29 protein-coding genes are annotated in these 23,547 nt (G+C 73.4%); 13 read left to right on the plus strand and 16 right to left on the minus strand.

Features of this window, described 5'->3' with window-relative positions; genetic code table 11:
- Positions 1-37: 37 nt before the first annotated feature.
- Positions 38-253, plus strand: coding sequence for a VOC family protein (locus ACIPN7_RS11420; protein ID WP_400541438.1), 216 nt, complete (start codon positions 38-40; stop codon positions 251-253).
- Between the two features lie 10 nt (positions 254-263).
- Here the strand turns inward: ACIPN7_RS11420 and ACIPN7_RS11425 are convergent, their stop codons facing one another.
- Positions 264-836: a TetR/AcrR family transcriptional regulator gene (locus ACIPN7_RS11425; RefSeq protein WP_400541441.1), complete on the minus strand. Its 573-nt coding sequence runs from the start codon at positions 834-836 to the stop codon at positions 264-266.
- Positions 837-901: 65 nt separating this feature from the next.
- Between ACIPN7_RS11425 and ACIPN7_RS11430 the strand changes: the two genes are divergently transcribed.
- The gene (locus ACIPN7_RS11430; RefSeq protein WP_400541444.1) at positions 902-1,705 is read left to right on the plus strand and encodes an MBL fold metallo-hydrolase; all 804 of its coding nucleotides are present in this window, start codon (positions 902-904) and stop codon (positions 1,703-1,705) included.
- 119 nt (positions 1,706-1,824) lie between these two features.
- Complete coding sequence (locus ACIPN7_RS11435) at positions 1,825-2,658, plus strand: alpha/beta fold hydrolase (protein ID WP_400541447.1); 834 nt, start codon at positions 1,825-1,827, stop codon at positions 2,656-2,658.
- 19 nt (positions 2,659-2,677) lie between these two features.
- Here ACIPN7_RS11435 and ACIPN7_RS11440 read toward each other — a convergent pair whose 3' ends face one another.
- Positions 2,678-3,589, minus strand: a complete 912-nt coding sequence (locus ACIPN7_RS11440; RefSeq protein WP_400541450.1) for an SDR family oxidoreductase — start codon at positions 3,587-3,589, stop codon at positions 2,678-2,680.
- A gap of 78 nt (positions 3,590-3,667) precedes the next feature.
- Here ACIPN7_RS11440 and ACIPN7_RS11445 point away from each other — a divergent pair, with 78 nt between their 5' ends.
- Positions 3,668-4,264: a TetR/AcrR family transcriptional regulator gene (locus ACIPN7_RS11445; RefSeq protein ID WP_400541453.1), complete on the plus strand. Its 597-nt coding sequence runs from the start codon at positions 3,668-3,670 to the stop codon at positions 4,262-4,264.
- A gap of 71 nt (positions 4,265-4,335) precedes the next feature.
- Positions 4,336-4,800: a ribonuclease E activity regulator RraA gene (gene rraA, locus ACIPN7_RS11450; RefSeq protein WP_400541456.1), complete on the plus strand. Its 465-nt coding sequence runs from the start codon at positions 4,336-4,338 to the stop codon at positions 4,798-4,800.
- A gap of 36 nt (positions 4,801-4,836) precedes the next feature.
- On the opposite strand, the gene ACIPN7_RS11455 is transcribed toward rraA, so the two are convergent.
- Positions 4,837-5,457: a response regulator gene (locus ACIPN7_RS11455; RefSeq protein WP_400541459.1), complete on the minus strand. Its 621-nt coding sequence runs from the start codon at positions 5,455-5,457 to the stop codon at positions 4,837-4,839.
- Positions 5,457-6,704 carry a sensor histidine kinase gene (locus ACIPN7_RS11460; protein ID WP_400541462.1) on the minus strand — a complete coding sequence of 416 codons (1,248 nt, stop codon included), beginning with the start codon at positions 6,702-6,704 and terminating at the stop codon, positions 5,457-5,459. Before ACIPN7_RS11460 ends, ACIPN7_RS11455 begins: the two co-directional genes overlap by 1 nt.
- Before the next feature lie 144 nt (positions 6,705-6,848).
- Between ACIPN7_RS11460 and ACIPN7_RS11465 the strand changes: the two genes are divergently transcribed.
- Positions 6,849-7,982 (plus strand): FtsX-like permease family protein, encoded by a 1,134-nt coding sequence (locus ACIPN7_RS11465; protein ID WP_400541465.1) that lies wholly within the window; start codon positions 6,849-6,851, stop codon positions 7,980-7,982.
- Positions 7,983-8,041: 59 nt separating this feature from the next.
- Positions 8,042-8,728 (plus strand): ABC transporter ATP-binding protein, encoded by a 687-nt coding sequence (locus ACIPN7_RS11470; protein WP_400541468.1) that lies wholly within the window; start codon positions 8,042-8,044, stop codon positions 8,726-8,728.
- Positions 8,729-8,779: 51 nt separating this feature from the next.
- On the opposite strand, the gene ACIPN7_RS11475 is transcribed toward ACIPN7_RS11470, so the two are convergent.
- The 5 genes from ACIPN7_RS11475 to ACIPN7_RS11495 form a co-directional block, all read right to left on the minus strand.
- Positions 8,780-9,343, minus strand: coding sequence for a YcxB family protein (locus ACIPN7_RS11475; protein WP_400541471.1), 564 nt, complete (start codon positions 9,341-9,343; stop codon positions 8,780-8,782).
- Positions 9,344-9,388: 45 nt separating this feature from the next.
- Complete coding sequence (locus tag ACIPN7_RS11480; protein ID WP_400541473.1) at positions 9,389-10,207, minus strand: carbohydrate ABC transporter permease; 819 nt, start codon at positions 10,205-10,207, stop codon at positions 9,389-9,391.
- Positions 10,204-11,145, minus strand: a complete 942-nt coding sequence (locus tag ACIPN7_RS11485) for a carbohydrate ABC transporter permease (protein ID WP_400541476.1) — start codon at positions 11,143-11,145, stop codon at positions 10,204-10,206. Before ACIPN7_RS11485 ends, ACIPN7_RS11480 begins: the two co-directional genes overlap by 4 nt.
- Position 11,146: 1 nt before the next feature.
- Positions 11,147-12,451, minus strand: coding sequence for an ABC transporter substrate-binding protein (locus ACIPN7_RS11490; RefSeq protein ID WP_400541479.1), 1,305 nt, complete (start codon positions 12,449-12,451; stop codon positions 11,147-11,149).
- An 85-nt stretch (positions 12,452-12,536) separates the two neighbouring features.
- Positions 12,537-13,766: an aminotransferase class V-fold PLP-dependent enzyme gene (locus ACIPN7_RS11495; RefSeq protein ID WP_400541482.1), complete on the minus strand. Its 1,230-nt coding sequence runs from the start codon at positions 13,764-13,766 to the stop codon at positions 12,537-12,539.
- 148 nt (positions 13,767-13,914) lie between these two features.
- Between ACIPN7_RS11495 and ACIPN7_RS11500 the strand changes: the two genes are divergently transcribed.
- Positions 13,915-14,604, plus strand: coding sequence for a FadR/GntR family transcriptional regulator (locus ACIPN7_RS11500; RefSeq protein ID WP_400541485.1), 690 nt, complete (start codon positions 13,915-13,917; stop codon positions 14,602-14,604).
- A gap of 26 nt (positions 14,605-14,630) precedes the next feature.
- On the opposite strand, the gene ACIPN7_RS11505 is transcribed toward ACIPN7_RS11500, so the two are convergent.
- The 5 genes from ACIPN7_RS11505 to ACIPN7_RS11525 all read right to left on the minus strand — a co-directional run bounded on the left by ACIPN7_RS11505 (position 14,631) and on the right by ACIPN7_RS11525 (position 18,182).
- The gene (locus ACIPN7_RS11505) at positions 14,631-15,230 is read right to left on the minus strand and encodes an NADPH-dependent FMN reductase (protein ID WP_400541488.1); all 600 of its coding nucleotides are present in this window, start codon (positions 15,228-15,230) and stop codon (positions 14,631-14,633) included.
- Between the two features lie 113 nt (positions 15,231-15,343).
- Positions 15,344-16,009: a hypothetical protein gene (locus ACIPN7_RS11510; protein WP_400541490.1), complete on the minus strand. Its 666-nt coding sequence runs from the start codon at positions 16,007-16,009 to the stop codon at positions 15,344-15,346.
- A gap of 76 nt (positions 16,010-16,085) precedes the next feature.
- Positions 16,086-16,583, minus strand: coding sequence for a hypothetical protein (locus tag ACIPN7_RS11515; protein WP_400541493.1), 498 nt, complete (start codon positions 16,581-16,583; stop codon positions 16,086-16,088).
- A 67-nt stretch (positions 16,584-16,650) separates the two neighbouring features.
- Positions 16,651-17,592, minus strand: a complete 942-nt coding sequence (locus ACIPN7_RS11520; RefSeq protein ID WP_400541496.1) for a universal stress protein — start codon at positions 17,590-17,592, stop codon at positions 16,651-16,653.
- The gene (locus ACIPN7_RS11525) at positions 17,589-18,182 is read right to left on the minus strand and encodes a flavodoxin family protein (protein ID WP_400541499.1); all 594 of its coding nucleotides are present in this window, start codon (positions 18,180-18,182) and stop codon (positions 17,589-17,591) included. The genes ACIPN7_RS11520 and ACIPN7_RS11525 overlap by 4 nt, the downstream gene beginning before the upstream one ends.
- A gap of 130 nt (positions 18,183-18,312) precedes the next feature.
- On the opposite strand from ACIPN7_RS11525, the gene ACIPN7_RS11530 reads away from it, so the two are divergent.
- Positions 18,313-19,248, plus strand: coding sequence for an Acg family FMN-binding oxidoreductase (locus ACIPN7_RS11530; RefSeq protein WP_400541502.1), 936 nt, complete (start codon positions 18,313-18,315; stop codon positions 19,246-19,248).
- Here the strand turns inward: ACIPN7_RS11530 and ACIPN7_RS11535 are convergent.
- Complete coding sequence (locus tag ACIPN7_RS11535) at positions 19,235-20,059, minus strand: alpha/beta fold hydrolase (protein ID WP_400541505.1); 825 nt, start codon at positions 20,057-20,059, stop codon at positions 19,235-19,237. The two genes, ACIPN7_RS11530 and ACIPN7_RS11535, sit on opposite strands and share 14 nt — an antisense overlap.
- Positions 20,060-20,218: 159 nt before the next feature.
- Entirely contained in the window at positions 20,219-20,605 is a 387-nt protein-coding gene (locus tag ACIPN7_RS11540) for a VOC family protein (protein WP_400541508.1), read from the minus strand.
- A gap of 174 nt (positions 20,606-20,779) precedes the next feature.
- Between ACIPN7_RS11540 and ACIPN7_RS11545 the strand changes: the two genes are divergently transcribed.
- The 4 genes from ACIPN7_RS11545 to ACIPN7_RS11560 all read left to right on the plus strand — a co-directional run bounded on the left by ACIPN7_RS11545 (position 20,780) and on the right by ACIPN7_RS11560 (position 23,468).
- A complete protein-coding gene (locus ACIPN7_RS11545) occupies positions 20,780-21,364 on the plus strand; it encodes a hypothetical protein (RefSeq protein WP_400541511.1) in 585 nt (194 codons plus the stop codon).
- A 27-nt stretch (positions 21,365-21,391) separates the two neighbouring features.
- On the plus strand, positions 21,392-22,336 hold the full coding sequence (locus tag ACIPN7_RS11550; protein WP_400541514.1) for a hypothetical protein: 945 nt from the start codon (positions 21,392-21,394) through the stop codon (positions 22,334-22,336).
- Between the two features lie 41 nt (positions 22,337-22,377).
- Positions 22,378-22,827, plus strand: coding sequence for a DUF6153 family protein (locus ACIPN7_RS11555; protein ID WP_400541517.1), 450 nt, complete (start codon positions 22,378-22,380; stop codon positions 22,825-22,827).
- A gap of 101 nt (positions 22,828-22,928) precedes the next feature.
- The gene (locus tag ACIPN7_RS11560; RefSeq protein WP_400541520.1) at positions 22,929-23,468 is read left to right on the plus strand and encodes a DUF305 domain-containing protein; all 540 of its coding nucleotides are present in this window, start codon (positions 22,929-22,931) and stop codon (positions 23,466-23,468) included.
- The last annotated feature ends 79 nt before the right edge of the window (positions 23,469-23,547 follow it).

Below are 23,547 nucleotides of genomic sequence, written 5' to 3' on the forward strand. Positions count from 1 at the left end.
GGGCCGGTGCCCGACACCGACCGAGGCGGTGTGGGAGGTGGCGCCCCACCGCTGGATCGTGCTCGAACAGCGCCCGGAGCGCGCCGGGAACGCGACGCACACGCTGTACGTGAACGATCTCGACGCCCGGGTCGCGGCGATCTCCGCCCGCGGCATCGAGCCGAGCGACACCGAGATCTACGGCGACGTCCGCAAGGTGGTCTACCGCGACCCCGAGGGCAACGAGATCGGCTTCGGCGGCAGCCCGGCGTGAGCCGGGGCGCCTAGCTCGCCCGCGGCGTCGTGGAGGCCAGCACCCGGTCGACGAGGTCGTCGATCGCCGCGGTGCCCACCGGCCTGCCCTCGAACGTGACGAGCACCAGCACCGCTCCCGTCAGGAGCGCGAGCGCGGGCTCGACGTCGCGCTGCGCGACGTGGGACTCGAGGACGGCGCGCAGGGCACTGGTCCCGGTCTCGTAGAGCCGTGTGCGCAGCCGGCCGACGACCTCGCTGTCGTTCGCGCGCTCGACGACGCCCGCCAGGAGACGGTCGAGGTGACCGTGCGTGAGGTCGTCGGCGAAGTCCGCCAGGCCGGCACGGAGATCGGCCCGCAGGTCGCCGGTGGCCGCCGGATGGTCGGCCTCGTCGCAGATCTGCTCGATCGACGCGCTGATCAGGTCGAGCCGGGTGGGCCAGTGCGTGTAGACGGTCGCCTTGGAGTAGCCGGCGCGCCGCGCCACCGCCGCGTGGGTGACGGCGTCCCAGCCCTCGTCGAGCAGCAGCGCGCTGGTCGCGGCGACCACGTCGCGCCGCGTGCGGGCGATGCGCGGGTCCAGGGCTGCGGTCTCGCTCGTCATGGCGCGATCCTACGAGTACTGGACCGCGTTGACACTGTTGAACGCATCGTTCAATACTGGCATGCATGACCAACAATGACACCCCGCCCGCACAGGTCGAGGTCTTCCAGCTCCCCACGGGCTCCTACGAGACCCCGGCCGCCCTGGCCTTCCGGGGCGGCAGCTTCCGGGACCGCCGGCAGTTCGCCGCCACGGCCGTGCTGGTCCGGCACCCGAGGGGCGACGTCCTCGTCGACGCCGGATTCGGCGCGCACGCCGAGGAGCACATCCGGATGCTGCCCGCGTTCCGGCGCTCGCCGCACCACCTCGGCGCGACCGCGAGCGAGCAGCTCGACGCCGCCGGCTACGACCGCAGCCGGCTGCTCGGTGTGCTCCTGACCCACTCGCACTGGGACCACGCCAGCGGGCTGGACTCCCTCGACGTGCCGGTCCTCGTGACCCCCGAGGAGCTGCGGTACGCGGCCGGCAGCCGGGGCGACCGGGTGTTCAGCCGGGTCGTCGCGGGCCACGACCTGCGGGTGTACGCGTTCGACGGTCCGCCCCACCTGGGCTTCCCGGCAAGCCACGACCTGCACGGGGACGGCTCCGTCGTGATCCTGCCGGCGCCCGGCCACACCACCGGCTCGGTCGTGGTCCTCGTCACAGAGCGGCCGGACCGACGGTTCGCCTTCATCGGCGACCTCACGTGGCAGCTCGACGGGATCGAGCGCGGCGCGCAACGGCCCCTCCTGATGCGCCTGCTCGCCGACAGCGACCCGGCGCGGGTCCGGCAGGACCTGGCTCGGCTGGCCGCGTTCCCGCCCGACGTGCGGATCGTGCCCGCGCACGATGCGCGGGGGTACGCGGGCATCCCGCTGCTGGGCGCGTAGGCACGGCGCCCGAGCCGGCCCGACCCAGCCCGGAATCAGGGCGTTTTGCATCTCGGACCGATCGGACGTACGGTAGAGTTACTAGTCAGTCTACCTAGACCAGTACGAGAGGCATTCCCATGAAGTTCAGCACCTCCACGCGCCGGCTCGGCGCAGTCGTCGGCGTCGCGGTCAGCGCGGCCCTCGCCCTCGGCGTCGGGGCCGGCGTGGCCCAGGCCGACAGCAGCCACCACCCCGACCGCGACACGACCAAGCCCACCGTCGTCCTCGTGCACGGCGCCTTCGCCGACGCGAGCGGCTTCGGCGGCGTGATCGACAAGCTGCAGCACGACGGCTACCCCGTCATCGCCGTCGGCAACCCCCTGCGCGGCCTCGCGTCCGACGCCGCCTACGTCCGCAGCGTCGTCGACTCCATCGACGGCGACGTCGTCCTGGTCGGCCACTCCTACGGCGGCGGAGTCATCACCAACGCCGCCACCGGCGCCGACAACGTCGACGCCCTCGTCTACATCGCCGCCCACGCCCCCGACAAGGGCGAGACCGTCAGCGACTTCAACGACCCCGCCCAGTACCCCGGCAGCCTGCTGGAGCCCGAGTCCCTCGTGCTGCGCCCGTTCCCGGGCGGCGTGGACGCCACCATCGACCCCGCCCACTTCCGCGAGATCTTCGCCCAGGACCTGCCCGCACAGCAGGCCCGCCTCATGGCCGCGACCCAGCGCCCCGCCGATGTCGCGGTCCTCGAGGAACCCTCGGGCGAGCCCGCCTGGAAGACGATCCCCAGCTGGTACCAGGTCTCCAACGACGACCACGCCCTGTCCCCCACCGCGCAGCGCTTCTTCGCCCAGCGCATGAACGCACACACCACCTCGATCAACGCCTCGCACGCCGGGTACGTCTCGCACCCGACCGAGACCGCGAACGTCATCGAGAACGCCGCTCGCGCGACCCGTTGACACCCCCCGCGCCGGGCGCTCAGGTCACCGACCTGGGCGCCCGGCGCGCTGTTCGCGACCCCCGGCGGGGACGCAGCCGGCCCACGACCGTCCACGCGATCATGCGCGCCATCCGCAGCGGCCCGTAGCGGACGCCGGACGCGAACGGCGCGTCGCCGCGGAGCGTGGCCTCCGCCCCGCCGTCGACGAAGAGCACCTGCCCCGTGACGAACGCGGCGTCCGGCGTCAGGAGCCAGGCGATCGCCGCGGCGACCGGCTCGACCGGGCCGGGCATCCCGAGGGGCTGCGGCAGGGCGTCCTGGAGCACGCGCACGCTCGTGGCGTCGGCGAGCAGGGTCCGTCGCGCGGTCCCGGTCTCGACGATGCCCGGGGCCACGGCGTTGAGGGGGATCCGAGCCCCCGCCCACTCCTCGGTGACGGCGGCACGGCGCAGCCACCGGTTCAGGGCGATCTTGGTGGACCGGTAGATCACTCCCCCACGGCCGCGCGCGATCATCCGGTCCGCGACCGCCAGGGCGTGGGCCTCGTCGCCGGCGAGGCAGGCGTCCACGAGGTCGTCCTCACCGGCGGAGAGCGAGGACGCCGAGCTCACGACGACGGCGCGGGGTGCGGTCCGGCGCGCCAGGTCGCCGCGCAGTGCGGCGAGCAGCCCGACGGTCCCGAAGTAGTTGAGGCCGACGGCGATGCGCTCGTCCGCGCTGCCCGCGACGAGCGCGACCCCGTCGATCCCGGACGGGGCCAGCTCCCGGACCCGCGCGACGGCGGCGTCACGCCCGCCCGCGGTGGTCAGGTCGGCGCGGACGTCGGCGGTGTCGGCGAGGCCGCACCGCAGCACCCGCGCGCCCGCCCGGTCCAGCCGGCCGGCGACGGCGGCGCCGATCCCGGAGTCCGCACCGGTCACCACGTAGGTCCGGCCGGCGTGCTGCGACATGGGCTTCTCCTCGGTCGACTTATCAATGCACTAGTGCATTTCTACACTAGTGCACTCATCCCGCGCTACGCTGAGCACATGAGCAAGGAGACCGGGATCCGGGAGCGCAAGCGGGGCGAGACGCGGCGCGCGATCGTCGCCACGGCCACGACCCTGTTCCTCGACCGGGGCATCGCCGCGACGTCGATCGAGGACATCGCGGCCGGTGCCGGCGTGGCGCGCCGCACGTTCTTCCTCCACTTCCCCTCGAAGGAGGACGTGCTGTTCCACTACCTGGAGGGCCACGTCCGGCGGGCGGTCCTGGCGCTCGACGACCTCCCGGCCGAGACGGACGCGGCGCAGGGCGTCCGGGCGGTGATGATGGCGTTCGTCGACCGCTTCGACGATCCGAGCGCCGGTACCGACGAGCTCGCGGACCTGCGGGCCGAGCTCGTCACCACCTCGCGCGGCCTGCCGCCGTCGCTGGTGGTGCGCCTGCAGCGGGCGCAGACCGACCTGGTCGGCGCCCTGCGCGAGCGGTTCCCGGACCGTGCGGGCTGGCCGCTGATGTCGGCGCACCTCGGCGCCTGCATGGGCGGCGCGACGGCGGCGGCGGTCGCCGTCGAGCGGCCCGAGGACCGGGCCGCCGCCATCCGCGAGGCCGTGGACCGCGCGAGCGCGGGCTTCGTGGCCTGACCGCACCGGCCACGAGGGGGCGGGGACGCTACGCTCCAGGCGGACGTGCTCCAGGCGACGAAAGGATGCCCATGCCCGCAACTGCCGACCTCTACGACGAACTCGGCGAGACGGTCCAGTCCGTGCCCGTCCAGTTCCAGCTCCACGGCGGCGTCGCCCGGTTCGAGGGGCCCGTGCGCACCGTGCGGTGCTTCGAGGACAACGCGCTGCTGAAGTCGGTCGTCTCGACGCCGGGCGACGGCGCCGTCCTGGTCGTGGACGGCGGCGGATCGCTGGAGCGCGCGCTGATGGGCGACATGATCGCCCAGATCGCCGCCGACAACGGCTGGGCGGGCGTGGTCATCCACGGCGCGGTCCGCGACCGCGTCGCCCTCGCCGAGATCCCGATCGGGATCAAGGCCCTGGGCACCAACCCGCGCAAGAGCACCAAGACCGGCGCGGGCGAGGCGGACGTCGAGGTCGCCTTCGGCGGCGTCACGTTCCGGCCCGGGGCCCGGCTCTGGAGCGACGAGGACGGCATCCTCGTCGAGCGCTGAGCCCGGCGCACCATCACCAGGCGAGCAGGCGCCGGATCAGAGCATCCCGCGCTCCCGTGCCGTGGCCGCCGCCTCGGTCCGGGACTGGGTGCCGAGCTTGGTGTTGATGTGCGCGAGGTGCGACTTGACCGTCGCGACGGAGACGAAGAGCTCGCGGGCGACGGCGTCGTTGGACCGCCCCGCCGCGACCAGGCGCAGCACCTCGAGCTCGCGCGCGCTGAGGGTCTCGGCGGGGGTGCGCACGCGCCCGAGCAGCCGCCGCTGGACGTCCGCGCCGAGCGCGACCTCGCCCGCGGCGGCGGAGCGGATCGCCCGGGCGAGCTCCTCGGTCGGCGCGTCCTTGAGCAGGTAGCCGGTGGCGCCCGCCTCCACCGCGGCCAGGATGTCGGCGTCGGTGCCGTAGGTCGTGACCACGAGCACGGGTGTGGCGTGGCGCCGGACGATGCTCCCGGTGGCCTCCGCGCCGCTCATCCGGGTGTCGCCGAACCGCAGGTCGAGCAGGACGACGTCGGCCCGGCCCTGGCCGTCGAGCCAGCGCAGCAGGTCCTCGGCGGTGGACGCCTCGTGGACGACGCGCATGTCCGGCTGGCCGTCGATCACGGCGCGCAGCCCGGCGCGGACCACAGGGTGGTCGTCCGCGACGACGACGTCGATCATCAGGTGACCTCGCCCGGGCGGACGGGCAGCGTCACCGTGAGGGCGGTCCCCGCGCCGGCCGGTCCCTCCAGCGCGAGCTCACCGCCGAGCTCCCGCACCCGCGAGCGCATGGCGGGGATGCCGAAGCCGCGTCCGCCCGGCGCGCCGGACGCCGCCGTCGGAACCGCGGGCGCCGGGTCGAGGCCCACGCCGTCGTCCACGACGCGCAGGGTGACGCTCTCGGGCGCGTAGGTCAGCGTCACCTCCGCCCGGGACGCGCCGGCGTGCTCGTCGACGTTCGCGAGCGCCGACTGGGCGATGCGCAGCAGCGCGGTCTCCAGCGGCACGGGCAGGGCGCGCGGGGTGCCGCCGGTGTGCACGGTGACCGCCAGGGGCGACCGGGTGTCGTCGCGGCCGGCGGCGGTGCGCTCGGCGACCCGGCGCAGCGCCCCCAGCAGGGTGGTGCGGTCGAGGTCGGCGGGGGTGAGGTCCTGCACCACGCGCCGGGCCTCGGCCAGGCCGTCGCGCGCGGCGGACCGGGCCTGGCCGACGAGGGCATGCGCCCTGGTCTCGTCGGAGCCGACGGCGTCCTCCGCGGCGCGCAGCAGGAGCTCGATCGCGGACAGCGACTGGGCGAGGGTGTCGTGGATGTCGCGGGCCAGGCGGGCGCGCTCGTCCGTGACCGCTCGCTCCCGCTCCGCCACGGCGAGGTGGCGGCGTGCCCGGGTGAGCTCGTCCACGGTGCGCTGCCGGCTCTGCGCCTCCCGGACGAACGCCTCGATGCCGAGCACCACGCCCACGGCGACGGCCGCCCCGAGCAGAGGCCCCAGGACGTACCCGGTCCACGGCTCCCCCGGCCCGGTCCGGGTCAGGAGGCCGTCGGCGACGGCCACGACCGCGGTCAGGGCGACCGCGACGACGCCTCGGCGGGGGCCGAGGACGTGCAGCTGCAGGATCATGAGCGGGAACGCCACCCACAGCGCCGCCGGGGACAGCCACAGCAGCACCACCCACAGGACGGTCAGGCCGACGATCCACGCGACGTCGGGCCACCAGCGGCCCCGCGGTGTGTCCACGGACCGCTCGTGCACCCGCACCAGGGCACGTCCCACGGCGTAGCCGGCGAGGAGCGCGCCGCCCACGAGCAGCGCGAGCCACTCGGTTCCCGGCGGGGCCTGGACCACCGCGATGACCACCAGGACCACCAGCAGGAGGTCGAGCCCGACGACGAGGCCGCGCGTCGCCGGGGACGGGGAAGGGCGGGTCACCCGTCCACGATAGCCAGGCGAGGGACCCGCGCATCGTCCGAAAGGTTGATCCGCCGGTCCACCGTTCGGCGGCCCACGATCACACCCACCGCCGATGACCGCCGTCCGCCCGACGCGGAGGCTGGTACCCGTACCGGCAACCGTGTGGAGGAATCTGTGTTCGTCGCCCTGCGCGATCTCAAGCATGCTCGTGGACGCTTCGTCCTCATGTCCGTGGTGATCGTGCTCATCACCTTTCTCGTGACCTTCCTGGCCTCCCTCACGGCCGGGCTGGCGAGGGAGTCGACCTCCGCCGTGACCGACCTGCCCGCCGACCACCTCGCGTTCTCGATGCCGGCCGCGGGCGACGCACCCGAGTTCACCGCGTCCCGCGTCACCCGCGAGCAGTGGGAGGGCTGGGCGCGGGAGCCGGGCGTCGCATCCGCCGAACCGCTGGGGGTGGCGACCACCCGCGCCGAGTCGGGCAGCACCACCGCGGCGGTCACCGCGCTCGGCGTGGCTCCGGGCACGGACCTCGTGCCCGAGGACGGCGGGGACGCCGGCGCCGACGTCGAGCCCGGCACGCTGGTGCTCACCCCGGGCGCCGCCGACGCGCTCGACGTCGGCGCCGGCGACACCGTCACGCTCGGCGGGCAGCGGCTGACGGTCGCGCGGACCGTCGACGCCGACCAGTCGTTCTCGCACACGCCCGTGGTGTGGACCACGCTCGACGACTGGCAGGCCGTCGGCGCCCGCGGGCTGGCGGCCCCGTCGGACGGCCTGGTCGCGACGGTGGTCGCGCTGACCACCTCCGGCAGCGACGGCGCCGGCGGCACCGGGCTCACCGCCGCGGACGGCGACCTGGGGACCACGACCGTCACCACGTCGGACGCCCGGTCGGCGGTGTCGTCCTTCGTGGGCGAGAACACGTCGCTGACGACGATGCAGGTTTTCCTGCTCGTCATCTCCGCCCTCGTGGTCGGCGCGTTCTTCACCGTCTGGACCATCAGCCGCACCGGCGACGTCGCCGTGCTCAAGGCCCTCGGCGCCTCCACCGGCTACCTGCTGCGCGACGCCCTCGGCCAGGCCGCGGTCCTGCTGGTCGGCGGCGTCGCGATCGGCGCGGGACTCACCGCCGCCGGCGCCGCCCTGCTGCCGGACGCCGTCCCGGTCGTCCTCACCACCGCGACGATCCTGGTGCCCGCCGGCGGCCTGATCCTGCTCGGGCTCGTCGGCGCGGGCGTCGCCGTGGCCCGCGTCGCACGCGTCGACCCGCACGCCGCCCTCGCCGCCCGCTGACCGGACGCGGCCCGCGCCCGGCAGCGCTCCTGCGCCCCATCACCCCGAAGGAGAAACCCATGGACCTGCGCCTGGACGGCATCACCCTCGTCTACCCCGACGGCGACACCACGCTCACCGCGGTGGACGACGTCGACCTCAGGATCCCCGCCGGAACCACCACTGCCCTGCTCGGTCCGTCCGGGGCCGGGAAGTCCAGCCTGCTGGCGGTGGCGGCCGGGCTGACCCCGCCCAGCGGCGGCACGGTCTCGATCGGCGACGAGACGGTCCTCACGCCCACCACGACCGTGACGGACGCGACCCGCGTGCGGCTCGAACGGATCGGCATGGTCTTCCAGTCGCCCAACCTGCTGGGCTCGCTCACCGCCCTCGAGCAGCTCGAGCTGCACGCCCACCTGCGCGGCGACCGGCCGGCGAGCGTGCGCGCACGCTCCCTGGAGCTGCTGGACGCCGTCGGGCTCGCCGACCTGCACGACCGGCGCCCGGCGCGGCTGTCCGGCGGGCAGCGGCAACGGGTCGCGATCGCGCGGGCGCTCGTCGGACGGCCGCAGGTGCTCCTCGTCGACGAGCCGACGTCGGCCCTCGACCACGAGCGCGGCACGCAGGTGGTCGAGCTGATCACCGGCCTGGCCCGCGAGACCGGGGCCGCGACCCTGCTGGTCTCCCACGACGCCGCCACCCTCGGGTCCGTCGACGCCACCGTGCGGATGCTCGACGCCCGCGTCGAGGCGGCTCAGCCGGCGTGAGCGGGGAACCCGCCCACGCGCGTCGGGCCCCGCGGGGTCACGGCGCGCACGTCACCGGATCCGGTATCGGCGAACCCGCTGCTGGATCCGCTCCCGGACGGCCGCCTGCTCGGCGAGGGGGACCGCCCGCTTGGGCAGCCACCAGACGAGCGAGGCGAGCCCGTTCGGCACGTACACGTAGTAGGCCTCGGCCGTCTCCCAGGCACGGGACGCGACGCCCCACGCGAAGGTCTGGGAACCGCTGGGCCCTTCGTGGGCGAACCCGTCGGCGTCGAGCACGGCGCGCACGGGCTCCCGGTTGGCGGGCAGGCGCCAGGCGGCCGGCCCGCCGAGCCACGGGTACCCGAAGAACAGCGCGGCCGGGATCCCGGCCACGAGGAACAGCTCCAGCGCCCGCGGGTCGCCGGCCAGGTTCCCTTCCGCGTCCACGACGACGAACCGCAGCAGCGCCAGGAGCACGCCCAGGGCCAGCATGACCCAGGCGAGCACCCTGGCCGCGGCGAGCTGCGGCAGGCTCCGCAGTACGGCCACGTAGTCCGCGCGCACCGGGACGAAGTCGTACTCCGTCCCGGTGCCGGTCCCGGTGGCCCGCTCCGGGTGGTTCTGCGTCGTCACGGGGCGCAGCGTATCCCGGCCGCCCCGGCGCTCCTCACTCCTCCGTCACTCCTTGACGGACCCCGCCGTCAGCCCCTCGACGATCCAGCGGCTCGCCAGGGCGAACAGCACCATGGTGGGCAGCACGGTGAGCACCGCGGCGGCCGACATGGGGCCCCAGGCAATGTTGAAGGTGGAGATGAACCCGTTGAGCGCCGCCGGGACGGTCTTGTTCGCATCGGAGTTCATCAGCACCACCGACAGGAACAGCTCGTTCCAGCAGTTCACGAAGTTGAAGATGAACGCGGCGGCGATCCCGGGGGCCATGACGGGAACGAGCACGCGGAACAGGGCGCCCAGGCGCGAGCACCCGTCGATCATGGCGGCCTCCTCCAGAGCGTCGGGCATGTTCTCGAAGAACCCGCGCAGCATCACGGTGGAGAACGGGATGCACATGGCCACGTAGACGAGGCCGAGCCCCGGCTTGGTGTCGACCAGGCCCAGGTCGGCAAGCATCGCGTACAGCGGCCCGAGGGCGATGAACGCCGGGATCATCTGCGTGAGCAGGAACGCGCCAAGCACGGCGCCCTTGCCCCGGAACTCGAACCGGGCCAGCACATAGGCGCTGAGCAGGGCGATGAGCGTCGCGGTGCCCCCGGCCACGAGCGCGACCACGAGCGAGTTGCCGAGGAACGTGCCGAAGGCCGACGTGGCGAACAGGTCGGTGTAGTTGGCGGTCGAGGGCTCCGACGGCCAGTACTCCAGCGGCCACCGGTTGATCGAGCCGGGTGACTTGAACGACGTCACGACCACCCAGTACAGCGGGAACAGGCTGATGACCAGCCACAGCGAGAGCCCCGTGACGCGGGCGACACGAGCCGTCATCGCTGGTTCACCCGCCGCATCGCCGTCAGGTAGAAGGCGCAGAACACGAACAGGACGACCATGACGGCCAGCCCGATCGCGCTGGCCAGGCCGTAGCTGCCCTGCTGCGTGTACTCGATCATCCAGGTGGTGACGATGTGCGTGCGGCCCGCGGGCCCGCCGGCGGTCATCGCGTAGATGATCTCGGGCGAGTTGAACGTCCAGATGGCGCGCAGCAGCACGGTCAGCGCGAGCGTCGTCCAGATGTACGGGACCACGATCGAGAAGAGCCGCCGCACCGTGCCCGCCCCGTCGATGGCCGCCGCCTCCAGCACCTCGTCGGGCACCGACTGGAGGGCCGCGAGGATCATGATCGCGAAGAAGGTCACGCCGTACCAGACGTTGGCGACGATCACGGCCACCATGGCCAGCTTCGGGTCGGCGAGCCATGGCAGGGGCGCGTCGATGGCGCCCGCCTTCATCAGCAGGTCGTTCACCACGCCGAACTCGGCGTTGAACATCCAGCGGAACAGCATGCCGACCAGGAAGCCGGACACGGCCCACGGGTAGAAGATCAGCGCCTGGTACAGCCCGCGGAAGCGGAACCGGCGCCACAGCGCGAGTGCCACGAGGAACCCGATGACGAGCTGGGGCACGATCGAGCCGACCACCCACACGAGCGTGTTGCCCGCGACCACCGGGAAGACTGGGTCGGCGAGGATCGTGGCGAAGTTGCCCAGGCCCACCCAGGGCGTCGAGGTGAGGTCCCACAGGTTCCAGTCGCGGAACGCCATCTGGGCACCCTGCAGCATCGGCCAGTAGGTGAACCAGCAGACGAAGACGATGGCGGGCGCGAAGAACCCGAGGATCGTCAGCGCCTGCCGGCGCCCGAAGGGCCGGCGGCGCACGGGCCCACGCGGGGCGTGGGCCCGTGGCGGCCGGACGGCGGTGGCTGTCACGTCACTGCTCCGCCGCGTACTTCTCGGTCCAGAACGTGTCCCACTCCTCGAGCAGCTCGCTCGTCGTCATGCTGCCCAGCAGCACCGCCTGCACGTCCTGGTCCGCCTTCTGCTCCCACTCGGTCCACCAGCTCACGCCGCGCGGCTGCACCACGTTGACGTACGTGTCCGGGTCCTCGGTCATGGCGACGTAGCTCGCCCACGGCCCCTCGGCGTAGAACGGGTCCTCCCCCGCGCCGTCGATGATCGGCACCAGGCTGTTCTCCTGGGCGAACCGGGTCGCGGGCTCCGCGCCCGAGAGGAACTCGACGAGGTCGGTCGCCTCCTGCGGGTGCTCGCTCGCCTCGGCCACGCCCCAGCCCGCGGTCGCGAGCGGCTGCGCCGCCTTGCCCGTGGGGCCCGTCAGCAGCGGGGCCGTGGACCACTGGTCCTGCGTGATCGTCGTCGACTGCGACACGGTGGCGATGACCTCCGGGTCCTGCAGCAGGAACGCCGTCGAACCGTTGGTGAAGCCCTCCACCATCTCGGGGTAGCCCCACGAGACGGCCGACGGCGGAGCCGCCTCCTCGAACAGGGAGAAGTACGTGTCGACGGCGTCCTGCGCCTCGGGCGCCGAGAAGATGGTCGACCCGTCCGCGAGCAGGTAGGCGTTCTCCACGTCGAGGTCGTCGATCGTGTACGCCTCGACGGCGGCCACCACGTTGCTGAACCCGTTCTGGCCGCCGCGGAACGCGTAGCCGTAGGTGTTCTGCCCCGGGTCCTGGATCGCGGAGGCCTGCTCCAGGAGCTCCTCCCACGACGCCGGCGGGCCGTCGAAGCCCGCGTCCTCGACGAGGTCGGTGCGGTAGAACAGCGACAGCCCGTAGAAGCCGTACGGCACGTAGTAACGGGCGCCGTCCTCCGCCGTGACGGCCTGCGCGTTGTCGGTGAGGTCGTCCCAGCCCGCCCACGCCGTGGCGTCGTCGGACAGGTCGTGGAGCCAGCCGTTGTTGCTGAAGGCGCCGACGGTGCTGTCCCGCACCTCCAGGACGTCGACGCCCTTGCCCGACTGCAGCATCTGCTGCAGCTTCTGGTCGGCCTGGTCGGTGGGCGGGGACACGAGGTCGACGGTGACCCCGGGGTTCTCCGCCTCGAACTCGTCCAGCAGCTCACGGATCAGGGTGGTCCGGGCCGGGTTGGTGAGGCTCTCGACCATCTGCAGGCGGACGGTCCCGTCCGCGGCGGACCCGCCTCCGGAACACGCGGTGAGGGCGAGCAGGCCCATCGTGGCCAGGCTCGCGGTGACGGCAGCTCGGGTGCGGTTCACGTGCGCACCTCTCCTTCTTGTCGGTCAGGCTCGTGGGTCAGGCTTGGCTGTCGGGTGCGGTCGGACGTGCGCCGGTGGGCGCGCGTCAGCCGCGGCGGCGTTCCTCGGCGAACGCCAGGATCTGGGGCACCGCGCGCTCGACGAACACGTCGAAGTCGCGCTGCTCCGTGTACAGGTGCACGGACAGGCGCAGGTAGCCCACGCCGCCGATGCTCGTGAAGGCCGACTCGACGCCGGCCAGGTCGAGCAGGCGCAGGCGCAGCTCGTCGGCGTCCCGGCGGTCCCGGCCGAGCCCGTCGGGCAGCCGGAGCAGGCGCATGGAGACCACGGGCTGGCCCACGTCGGTGGCCACCGGGGCGTCCACGTGGGGCTGCAGTGCCGCGCCGATGACGGCGGCGCCGTGGTCGGCGAGCGCCGTCATCGTCTCGCGCGCCCGCGCCCAGCCGTGCTCGCGCTCGACGAACTCGATCGCGCGGCCGGAGGCGAGGTAACTGGTCGCGTCGAGGGTGCCCTGCGAGTCGAACCGCTCCGGATAGTGCTCCTCGGCGCCCCACGAGTCGATGAGCGGCCACAGGTCGTCGCGGTCCGCGGCCCCGGTGACGAGCAGGGCCGAGCCGCGGGGCGCGCAGGGCCACTTGTGCAGGTTGCCGAACCACCAGTCGCCGCCCGCGACGGCCGCGGCGTCCGCGACGAGGCCCGGGGCGTGCGCGCCGTCGACCAGCACGCGGGCGCCGCGCTCGTGGGCGAGCGCGGTGATCCGGGCGGTCGGGAGCAGGCGGGCGGTGGGCGAGGTGATCTGGTCGACGACGACGAGCCGCACGGCGTCGGTGAGCTCCGTCCGGAAGCGTTCGACGACGTCGTCCGCGCTCGCCGCGAGCGGGATGGTGACCGTCCGCACCCGGGCGCCGAAGCGGCGGGCGAGCCGGAGGGCGCCCATGGTGACGGCGCCGTACCCGTGGTCGGTCACCAGGATCTCGTCGCCGGGCTCCAGGCGCAGGGAGTTGAGCACCACCGTCGCGGCCGCCGAGGCGTTGGGCACGAACGCCGTGTCCTCGGCCCGCGCGCCGACGAACGGCGCGACCTCGTGACGAGCCGCGGCGACGTGCTCCGCGACCCGCGGGAACCAGCCGACGGGGCTCAGGTCCGCCTGGCGGCGCAGCTCGTCCTGGTGGCGCAGCACCTCGGTGGGCACCGCGCCGAACGAGCCGTGGTTGAGGTGCACCACAGCGGGGTCCAGCGGCCATGCCTCGCGCGCCGGACGGCCGGACGCGAGCCGGACGGGCGCCGGGGCGGGCGCCGTGCGTGTCTGGTCCATCAACACCTCTCTCGGGATTTGTCGGACAACCATGGCAGGCTGGACCCGGTCGCACCAGAGTTTCCCGGCAAATGACACAGATCTGTAGGACAGGTTTAACGGGCGCGAAATGTCCGCCCCGCCCCCGAGAACCTGACATCCTGGAGGGATGCACGAGGTGAGCGCAGTCGAGACGGCCCTGCACGGGCTGCGGACCCTGATCGCCGACGGCTCGCTCCAGCCCGGCGACCGCATGCCCAGCGAGGGCGAGCTGAGCGAGCGGCTCGGCGTCTCGCGCGGGTCGATCCGCGAGGCGATCCGCACCCTCTCGGCCCTGGGCGTCGTCGAGACGCGCCGGGGCGCGGGCACCTACGTGGGCGAGCTGCGCGCCGCCGACATGATCCAGACGCTCTCGCTCACGGTCGGACTGCTCCCGCTGGAGTCGATCCTGGAGCTGTACGAGCTGCGCCGGGTGCTGGAGGCGCACGCCGTCGCCCTGTCGGCCGCGCGCTGCGACGACGCGACGCTGTCCCGCCTGGGCGACCTGCTCGACCGCCTGGAGGCCAGCGAGGACGTCGACGAGCAGTCCGCCCTCGACCACGAGTTCCACATGGGCATCGTGCGGCTGTGCGGCAACGAGTCGCTCGGCGCGCTGGTGTCGGTGCTGCGGTCCCGCTCGCGCGCCTACCCGGTGCTCACCCCGGAGACCAAGCGCGTCTCCGACGCCGGGCACCGCGCGATCCTGCGGGCGCTGACGGCGCGCGACCCCGTGGCCGCGTCGGTGGCGGCCGCCGCCCACGTGACGCAGAGCGAGGTGTGGCTCCGCGAGGTCAGGCCGGCGCCGGAGGCCGTTGGCTGATCGGTCGAGGGCCGACCGGCCGAGGGCTACTTGGTCGAGGCGGGGTCCTCGTCGCCAATGTGTCCCGGGGCGTTGGCGGCCAGGACCCGCTGGACGAACCCGCAGTACTCCCCCATGTAGTGCCGCAGGAACGTCGCCGTGGTCTCGTTGACCACGGTGCCGTCCGGGCCGAAGTCGGCGGCGTCGTAGGTGATGTAGGCCTCGGGCGCGTTGAGCTGCGGCGCGTCGAGGAAGCTCAGCACGCTGCGCATCGACGACTGCATGACGGCCGTGCCGATGCCGCCCGGCGAGGCGCCGATGATGCCGGTGGGCTTGCGCGCGAAGGAGTTCTGGCCCCAGGGCCGCGAGCCCCAGTCGATGGCGTTCTTCAGCGCGCCCGGGATCGACCGGTTGTACTCCGGGGAGACGAACAGCAGCCCGTCCGAGGCCTCGATCGCGGCCTTGAACGCCCGGCCCTCCGCAGGGAAGTCGGCGTCGTAGTCCCAGCTGTACAGCGGCAGGTTCCCGATGGGGACCTCGGTGAACGTGAGGTCGTCCGGCGCCGAGGCGATCAGCGCCCTGGACAGCGTGCGGTTGATGGATCCCTTCGCCAGGCTGCCCACCAGGTAGCCGATCTTGTAGGTCATGACGCCTCCCGTGCCTCGGCCGTCGACGCCGGCCGCCGGCGTGCCGTCATGTCTACTGTGCGCTCGCCGGCTCGGACCGGCGAGTCCGGTCCCGGCGGAACAGCACGACCGGGTCAGCCGTCGCCGTCGAACAGGCCGCCGTCGAGCAGCCAGTTGTAGCGCAGGCGCAGGGCGCGCTCGGTGCTGGCCACCAGGGTGGCGACCAGGATCGAGACGTTGAGCCAGCCGGGCAGCCGGACCGGCGACGTGAAGGTGGTGCCGAGCCGGTCGGCGATCGGCGGGAACTGGGAGACCTCCTCGATGATCTGCGGCGCCCCGAGGACCAGACCGATCAGCAGGACGACCACGGAGACCAGCCCGACGAGGCGGCCGGCGACGGGGTGCGAATGCTCCAGGCGAGCGCGGCGGCCCTCGGCCGAGGCGGCGTCCGGGGTGAGCTGCCGCTCGGTGCCGTCGTCGGACACGTAGTGGCAGCGCCGGAGGCCGAAACCGCTGGTGACCACCTCGATGACGCCGCCCGTCACCGGGAACCGGGCCGGGAGCTTCGACGTGGCGTACAGCCGGCCGTCGAGGTAGAGCCGCGCCCAGACCGTGCCGTTGTCGTCGCCGCCGTGCCGGATGTCCACCGACCAGGTCTCCGGGCGTCCGTCCGGTGTGGTCAGCTCCAGGTGGAACAGCGAGCGCGAGAGCGGCTGCCACCACCGGAACCGTCGGAGCGGGCTGCCGTCACCCGGCCGTACCCGCTGGTCGGCGCGCCGACGACTCCAGTCCGAGAACACACCCGACACCGTAACAACGCACCCGCGAGGCCGCACCGAAGTCAGCCGGCGCCATCGGCCCTACCGCCGTTCGTCGCTACTTGCTGTCGCGCTTGCCCTGCCGGCGCGCGCCCTGCGCCCGGGTCGACGCGTCGCGCTTCTTGCCGCCCGTCGTCTTCTGATGGCTCCGGGCCCGCCCGGGCCCGACCTTCTTGCCGCCCGGCCGGTCCGACGCGCCCGGCCCGGCGGACCTGCCGGCCCGAGCCTTGGCGAGCCGCTCGTCCTTCAGGGCCTCGGCCTGCGCGTGCGCGACGTGCGCCAGCCGCCCGCTGACCATCGACAACGCCTCCTCGAACGCTGCCGCCCGCCAGCGTGACTTGCCGCCCTTGGGCGCGGCCTTGCCCCGCGCGCCGAGCTCCTCGACGTTCCGGGCCGCCTTGCGGCGGTAGTTCTTGACGTGCTTGTTCCGCGCCCGCCGCACGCGCCGGTGCAGGTCCAGCAGCCCGTCCTCGTCGAGCGCCTTCAACCGCTTGGGTTCGAGCTCACGCACCAGATCGAGCTCGTCGTCCTTGAGCACCCACAGGTAGTCGTCCATCGGTGACCCTCCTCCGCGCCGAGTCCTGAGCATCCCCACCATCGCAGGTTCGCCGCGCGGCGGCGCGTCAGGTCGTAAGGATCTCCCCGTCGCTCTCCAGGACGATCGGCACGCCGGAGGTCCTCCAGCGCAGCGGGACCACCTCGACCGGGGTGTCGCACACGCCCAGGATGGCCCGCGGGGTACGGCCGAGCCGCGCGATGTGCCCCAGCCCGCGGTGGTGCCGCGCGACCATCAGCAGGTCCGCGTCGGCCGCGGCCGCCACGAGGACCTCGTCCGGGCGACCGAGCACCACCGACGTCTCCACGGCCACGCCCGGGTAGACGACGGACCAGTCGTGCACGACCATCTCCAGCAGCCGTGTGGCCTCCGTGACCGACTCGCCGGCGGAGGAGTCCACCGTCCCGAGGTCGGCGGCCAGGTCCGCTACCTCGACGGCGTGCACCACCCGCACGGTGGCGTGCCGGCAGGACGCCACGGACAGTGCCCTGGTCAGCAGCTCACCGGCGCTGGCGAACGTCTTGATCCCCACGACGATGCGGTCGTGCCCGCCGTCCCGCCACCCCGCGGGCACGACCGCCACGGGGACCTGGGCGCGTGCGGTGACCTCGGCCGTCGTCGCCCGCGCGACCAGGCGCTCGAACCCGTGTCGCGTCTCACGGCCCAGCACCAGCAGGCCGCCGGCGGCCCCCGCGGCGACGAGCTGGGCGACCCGCGGACCGAGGGCGAGCACCGGCTCGATCTCCAGCTCCGGGGCGGCGGAGCGCGCCGTCGTGACCTCTCGGGTGACCGCCCACCGGCCCGCCCGCTCCAGATAGGTGATGTCGCCCGCCTGGGCGGGCCAGAGCCCGTTCTCCGGCAGCGGTGCGGGGACCACGTGGACCATGTGCACCCCGCTGCGCCGGATCCGGGCCTCGTTGATCGCGTACCGGACGGCACCGGTGCTGCGGTCGCTCCCGTCCACGGCGACGACGACCGGCCTCGATCGCTGGTCGGTGCCCATGGTCATGCCTCGCTCAGCCTGCTCTTCGTGTACGGGTGGCGGAGCTGGTACGAGCGCTCGTACGCGGACGGGGTGACCGGCCGGGTAGGGCGCCGGACGGCGATCTCGGCGCCCAGGGCCTTGCCCCACGCGTGCGCGCGGCCGAGCTCGCCGTCCACGAGCGGCCCCTTGACGTCCGTGACCCGGAAGCTCATGGGCGAGGCGATCAGCGGAAAGCCCAGCCGGTCCAGCCGCCGGCTCGCAGCGCGCGCGGCGGAGCCGGTCAACCGCGAGGTCGTCCGCGTGTCGAAGGTCGTGGCCGCGGTCCGCGTCGTCACTCCCGGCAGCGCCCCGAGCCACTCCCGGATGCCCCGGTCGCGCGAGACGAGGTTCACGGCCCGCCCGGCGGCGTCGCGTCGCGTCGAGGGCCAGGACATGCTGAAGGCGTGCGTGGGCCCGCCCACGACCAGCAGGGTGACGTCGGCCGGGACGGTGGCGGGTGCCGCACTCACCTCGACGACGTCGGCGTGCATGGACGCCTCGATCCCGTCCGCGACCGCCCGTGCGATCGCCGCGGTGTTGCCGAACATGGACTCATAGACCACCAGCGCACGCATCGTGGCCACCTCTCTCCGGTTCTGCCTCCACGCTCGTCTCCGGGCAGTCCGGGCGTCAGGGCCGTCCGGCCCACGTCCGCGGGACCTTTGGCCCGTGCCCCGCACCCGCCTGCCACGAACACTGGAGCCCATGGACGTCGTCGACTCGCGGGTGAAGCGGATCCTGCGGGCCGCCGCGAGCGCCCCGAGCGTCAACAACACCCAGCCGTGGCAGGTCGAGGTCGCGGGCCGCACCGTGGTGCTCCGGGCGGATCCGGCGCGACAGCTGCACCACTCGGACCCGCTGGGCCGGGAGATGCTGATCAGCTGCGGGGCGTACCTGTTCAACGCCCGGGCGGCGGCACGCCGCGAGTCGCTGAGCCCCGCCGTCCGCGTGCTGCCCGAGCGGGACGACCCGCTGCTCGTGGCCACGATGCAGCTCGACCCGGGCCCGGCCCCCAACACGGACGAGCTGGAGCTGGCCGTGGCGATCGCGCGGCGCAGGACGTCACGGGTCCCGTTCGACGACCAGCCGCTGTTCACGGACGTGCTGACGGACATCCAGCAGTCCGCCCGGGACGAGGGTGCGGACCTGCGCCCGATCCAGCCCTCGGAGCCGGCGCGCGAGGAGGTGATGGGCCTGGTCCGCCGGGCCGAGTCCCTCGCCGCGGAGGACCCCGCCGCGAGGGGCGAGGAGCTGGCGTGGACGGCAACCGACGCGGACCGCGCCGACGGCATCCCGGTGGACCTGCTCGGGCCGGCGCCCGTCGACGACGGCGCGCCGGTCCGGCAGTTCCTCGCCAGCAGGGGCAGCGCCCAGTTCGAGCAGCACTCGACGATGGCCCTGCTCTTCACGCCCGGCGACACCCCGCGGGACTGGGTCACCGCGGGGCAGTCGCTGGAACATCTGCTGCTGGTGGCGATCACCTACTTCGTCCACGCGTCGTTCGCGACCACCGTGCTGGAGAACCCGACGACCCGCCACGACCTGCGCCGGGTGCTGTCCCTCGACGAGGCGCCGCAGATGCTGATGCGGCTCGGCTACAGCTCGCTGCCCCGGCACACGCCGCGGCTCAGGAGCGGATGAACTCCAGCAGGTCGGCGTTGATCACCTCGGCGTGCGTGGTCGGCATGCCGTGCGGGAAGCCCGGGTAGGTCTTGAGCGTGCCGTTCGGCAGCAGCTCGGCCGACATCGGGCCCGCGTTGGCGTAGGGGACGATCTGGTCGTCGTCGCCGTGCATGACCAGCACCGGCACCGTGATCTTGCGCAGGTCCTCGGTGAAGTCGGTCTCCGAGAACGCCGCGATGCCGTCGTAGTGCGCCTTGGCGCCGCCCTGCATGCCCTGGCGCCACCAGTTGCGCACCAGCGGCTCGCGCGTCTCGACGCCGGGCCGGTTGAACCCGTAGAACGGGCCGGCGGGCAGCGCCGTGTAGAACTCCGAGCGGCTGGCCGCGAGCTGGGCGCGCAGGTCGTCGAACACGCTCTTCGGCAGGCCGCCCGGGTTGGCGTCGGTCTGCACCATCAGCGGGGGCACGGCGGCGATGATCGCGGCCTTGGCCACGCGCGACTCGCCGTGCCGGGCGATGTAGTGGACCACCTCGCCGCCGCCGGTGGAGTGGCCCACGTGCACGGCGTCGTGGAGGTCGAGGTAGGTGGTCAGCGCGGCCAGGTCGTCCGCGTAGTGGTCCATGTCGTGGCCGTCGGCCACCTGCGTGGACCGGCCGTGCCCGCGGCGGTCGTGGGCGATGACCCGGTAGCCCTGGTGCAGGAAGAACAGCAGCTGCGTGTCCCAGTCGTCCGCCGACAGGGGCCAACCGTGGCTGAAGACGATGGGCTGCCCGGTCCCCCAGTCCTTGTAGAAGATCTCGACGCCGTCATCAGTGACAATTTTCGGCACGTTTCCGTCTCCGTTCGCTGGTGCTGAGGGCTCGGCTCCCCGAGCCGCCCTGCCAGCATCCATCGACCGGGCCGAGCGCGCAGGCCAGGATCGGCCCCGCCGCTGACTTTGCAGGGTGATACTGAGCCTCGCGCGGCTCCGGGCACGGCCCGGCCCGGGTCACTCCTGGATGAGCGCGATGACGTTGCCCGCCGGGTCGGTGATCCAGCCGATCGTCGGGCCCTGGGCAGGGTCGGTGCTGCGGGCCACGCCCCGTTCGTCCTGGTCGAACCCGGGGTACCGCAGCAGGCTCACCCCCGCCGCCGCCAGCTCCGTGACCGCCTTGTCGATGTCCGGCACCACGAGGTTCAGCACGGTGTACGACGCCGGGATGTGGTCCTGCCCCTTGGGGTAGACGAACACCGACGACCCCTCGGTCAGGTCGATCTGGAGTCCGCCCATGTCGTTGGCCCGGGCGGGCAGGCCGAGAGTGTCGCGGTAGAAGGTGAGGGCGGCGTCGACGTCGTCCACCGAGAAGCCGCTGAAGCTGCGGAGCGTGGTGACCATGGTGAGTTCCTTTCCTCGGGTCGGTCCTACGGCAGACGCCGGGGCGTGGCGGAACTCATCGGCGGGCCGTATCACGCCGTCTGCCGCGCGACTCCCTCCGGGTAGGCGGACAAGGAGGTGCGCCCGATGAGACACCAGACGAGAAATGCCTCGGTCCGGCGGCGGCACGCGCCGGTGGCGCTGCTCGTGGCGTTCGTTGTCTCGGCGGGCGCGGCTTGTTCCTGGGGTGGCGACGACGACGCGGGCGACGACACCACGCAGACCGAGAGCACCGATGACGGCGGCGGGGGCGGCGGAGGAGGCGGCGGTGGCGGAGGCGGTGGCGGAGGAGGCGGCGGAGGTGCACAACCCTCGCCGATCCGCCTCGGCAGCCCCCTGGACCGGGCCGGCGGCGACCAGACCGTGTCCGAGATCGCCGACCTGGCAGCCGTTGCGATAGCCGACCAGTGCCCCGGCGGGGACCTGTGCGTCGACATCACCTTCGAGCCCACCGTGCGCGACTGCATCTACTCCGGTTCCGACCCGGCGGAGGGTGACCTGATCGAGGTTGGCGCAACGCTGACGTTGTTCGGGGACCCCGAGAACCCAGAGGGCTGTGCGGGCGACACGGGAGACGGGCCGACCGATGGCACCACCGACAACGGCACGGAAACCGACACCGACACCGACACCGACACCGACACCGATCAGAACGGTACCGACAGCACCGGCGACCCGACCGGCACGGACGACACCTCCTCCGAGGGCAGCCAGGGGTAGCGAGGGATGAGCGGCCGGGAGCGGACGGTGCCCGACGAGGACACGTCGACCGACGTCGGCCGGGACATCGGCCGGATCGCGCGCGTCGCCACGGAGATCATCGCGCCCGTCACGCTGATCACGGCGCTGCTGTACTTCTTCGGGCGCAAGCAGATCACGTTCTTCTTCGAGTACTTCGGCGTGGACGTCTCGTCGCTGGGGCTGACCACCACCGACTACCTCTACCTCGCGCAGGACGGGCTCCTGATCCCGCTGGCCGTGGTGGCCACGGGGGTGCTCGTGGCGCTGTGGGTCCGGGGCGGCTCCCGCGCCGGCAGCTCTGGGCCGGAGGTGGACCGGTGGATCGTGCGGGTGGCGGGCCCGGTCGGAGCGGGACTGGCCCTGTTCGGCCTCGTCCAGGCCTTCCGGCCGGGTGCGGGCCTGGCCGGCTGGGTGCCGTCGTGGCTGGCGCCCCTGTGCCTGGCCGGCGGGGTGCTGCTGCTCGGCCTGGCCGTGCGCCGCCGGCGCGCGGTACGGCGCCGCGACGACCCGTCCTGGGTCCCGCCGTCGCAGACGGCACGGCTCGCCGAGTGGGGTGCGATGTTCGCGCTCGTGGCGGTGGCCCTGTTCTGGGCGGTGGCGGACTACTCCGCGGCGGTGGGCTACGAACGGGCCGCGCAGTTCGCGCGTGGCCTGCCGGAGGACTCGTCCGTGGTGGTACGCAGCACCGTCGACCTGCAGATCGTCGGGCCGGGTATCACGGCGACGGCGTGCCCCACGGACGCGGACGGATTCCGCTACCGGTACGACGGCCTGGTTCTCATGGCCGCCTCCGGCGGCCGGTACGTGCTGATCCCCCGCGCCTGGACGCCCGACACGTCGAGCGTGGTCTCGGTCCCCGTGACCGACGACGTCCGGCTCGACCACCTGAGTCCGTCACCCGACGGCCGGGCACGTCAGGGGCCCACGGCCGAGCCTGGCGGCGACTGCTGACGCACTTCGTGAACCCCGGGCGATCGGGTAGCCTCCCTGCCGTGCGCGTGATCTCGCTCCTCCGCTCGGCCCTCGCCGGCCCTCGGCAGGGCGTGGTCGGAGCGCTGGCGATCCTCACGGTGATCGTCGGCGTGGTCACGATGCACTCGATGAGCGGTTCGCCGACCTCCCACGCGCACGCGGTGCCCCACGAGGCCGCCGCGGTGGTGTCGGCGCAGGCCGGCACCGGTCCCGTCCTGGTCCAGGCCCCCGCGACGGACGACCACGCGGCCGGCGACGAGGGCTCCTGCTGCGACGGGTGCGGCGGGCACGACGCCGCGATGGCGATGTGCCTCATGATCCTCGTCGCGCTGCTCGCCCTGGTCGCGCCCGCACGGCGGCTGCTGTGGCGGGCCCCGCTCCAGCTCGCGGCGTCCCTGACCCCGGCGTTCGCCGGCCCCCGCGACCTCGCGGCCCCCTCCTTGCACGAGCTCTGTATCTGCCGGACGTAGACCGGGCCCGGCGCGCACCCGCGCCGACCCGAGAGCGTGACCGTGCCCCAGCGCCGTCGCGCCAGTGAGTGCTACCCCGAGACGAACCAGAGGAAGACCCCATGAAGCGCACCCTTATGCCCGCGATCGCCCTGAGCGTCACACTGGCCCTGACGGGCTGTTCCGCGGCCGGCGAGCACGCCGGGCACAGCGACGCCGACGTGATGTTCGCGCAGATGATGATCCCGCACCACGAGCAGGCGATCGAGATGGCGGACGCCGTCCTGGCCCGGCCCGACGCCGACCCCCAGGTCACCGAGCTGGCCACCCAGGTCAAGGCAGCCCAGGCCCCCGAGATCGAGACGCTCACCGGCTGGCTCGACACCTGGGGCGCCGAGCCCACCGGCGAGCACGGGGGCCACGCGGGGATGGACGGCATGATGTCCGACGAGGACCTCCAGGCGCTCGCCGCCGCCACCGGCCCCGCGGCGGACCAGCTGTTCCTGGAGCAGATGATCGTGCACCACGAGGGCGCCGTCGAGATGGCGCAGGCCCAGGTCGAGGACGGTCAGGACGCGGGCGCGGTCGAGATGGCGCAGACCATCGTGGACACGCAGGCCGCCGAGATCGAGACGATGGAAGAGCTCCTCGCCTCGATGTGACCGCCGGGTGGTGGGGGGGGGGGGGGCGGGGGCGGGAGAACGACCCCCCCCCCGGCGGGACCCAAAAAAAAAAAAAAAG

The sequence above is a fragment of the Promicromonospora sp. NPDC090134 genome, from assembly GCF_044746965.1.
GTDB lineage: Bacteria > Actinomycetota > Actinomycetes > Actinomycetales > Cellulomonadaceae > Promicromonospora.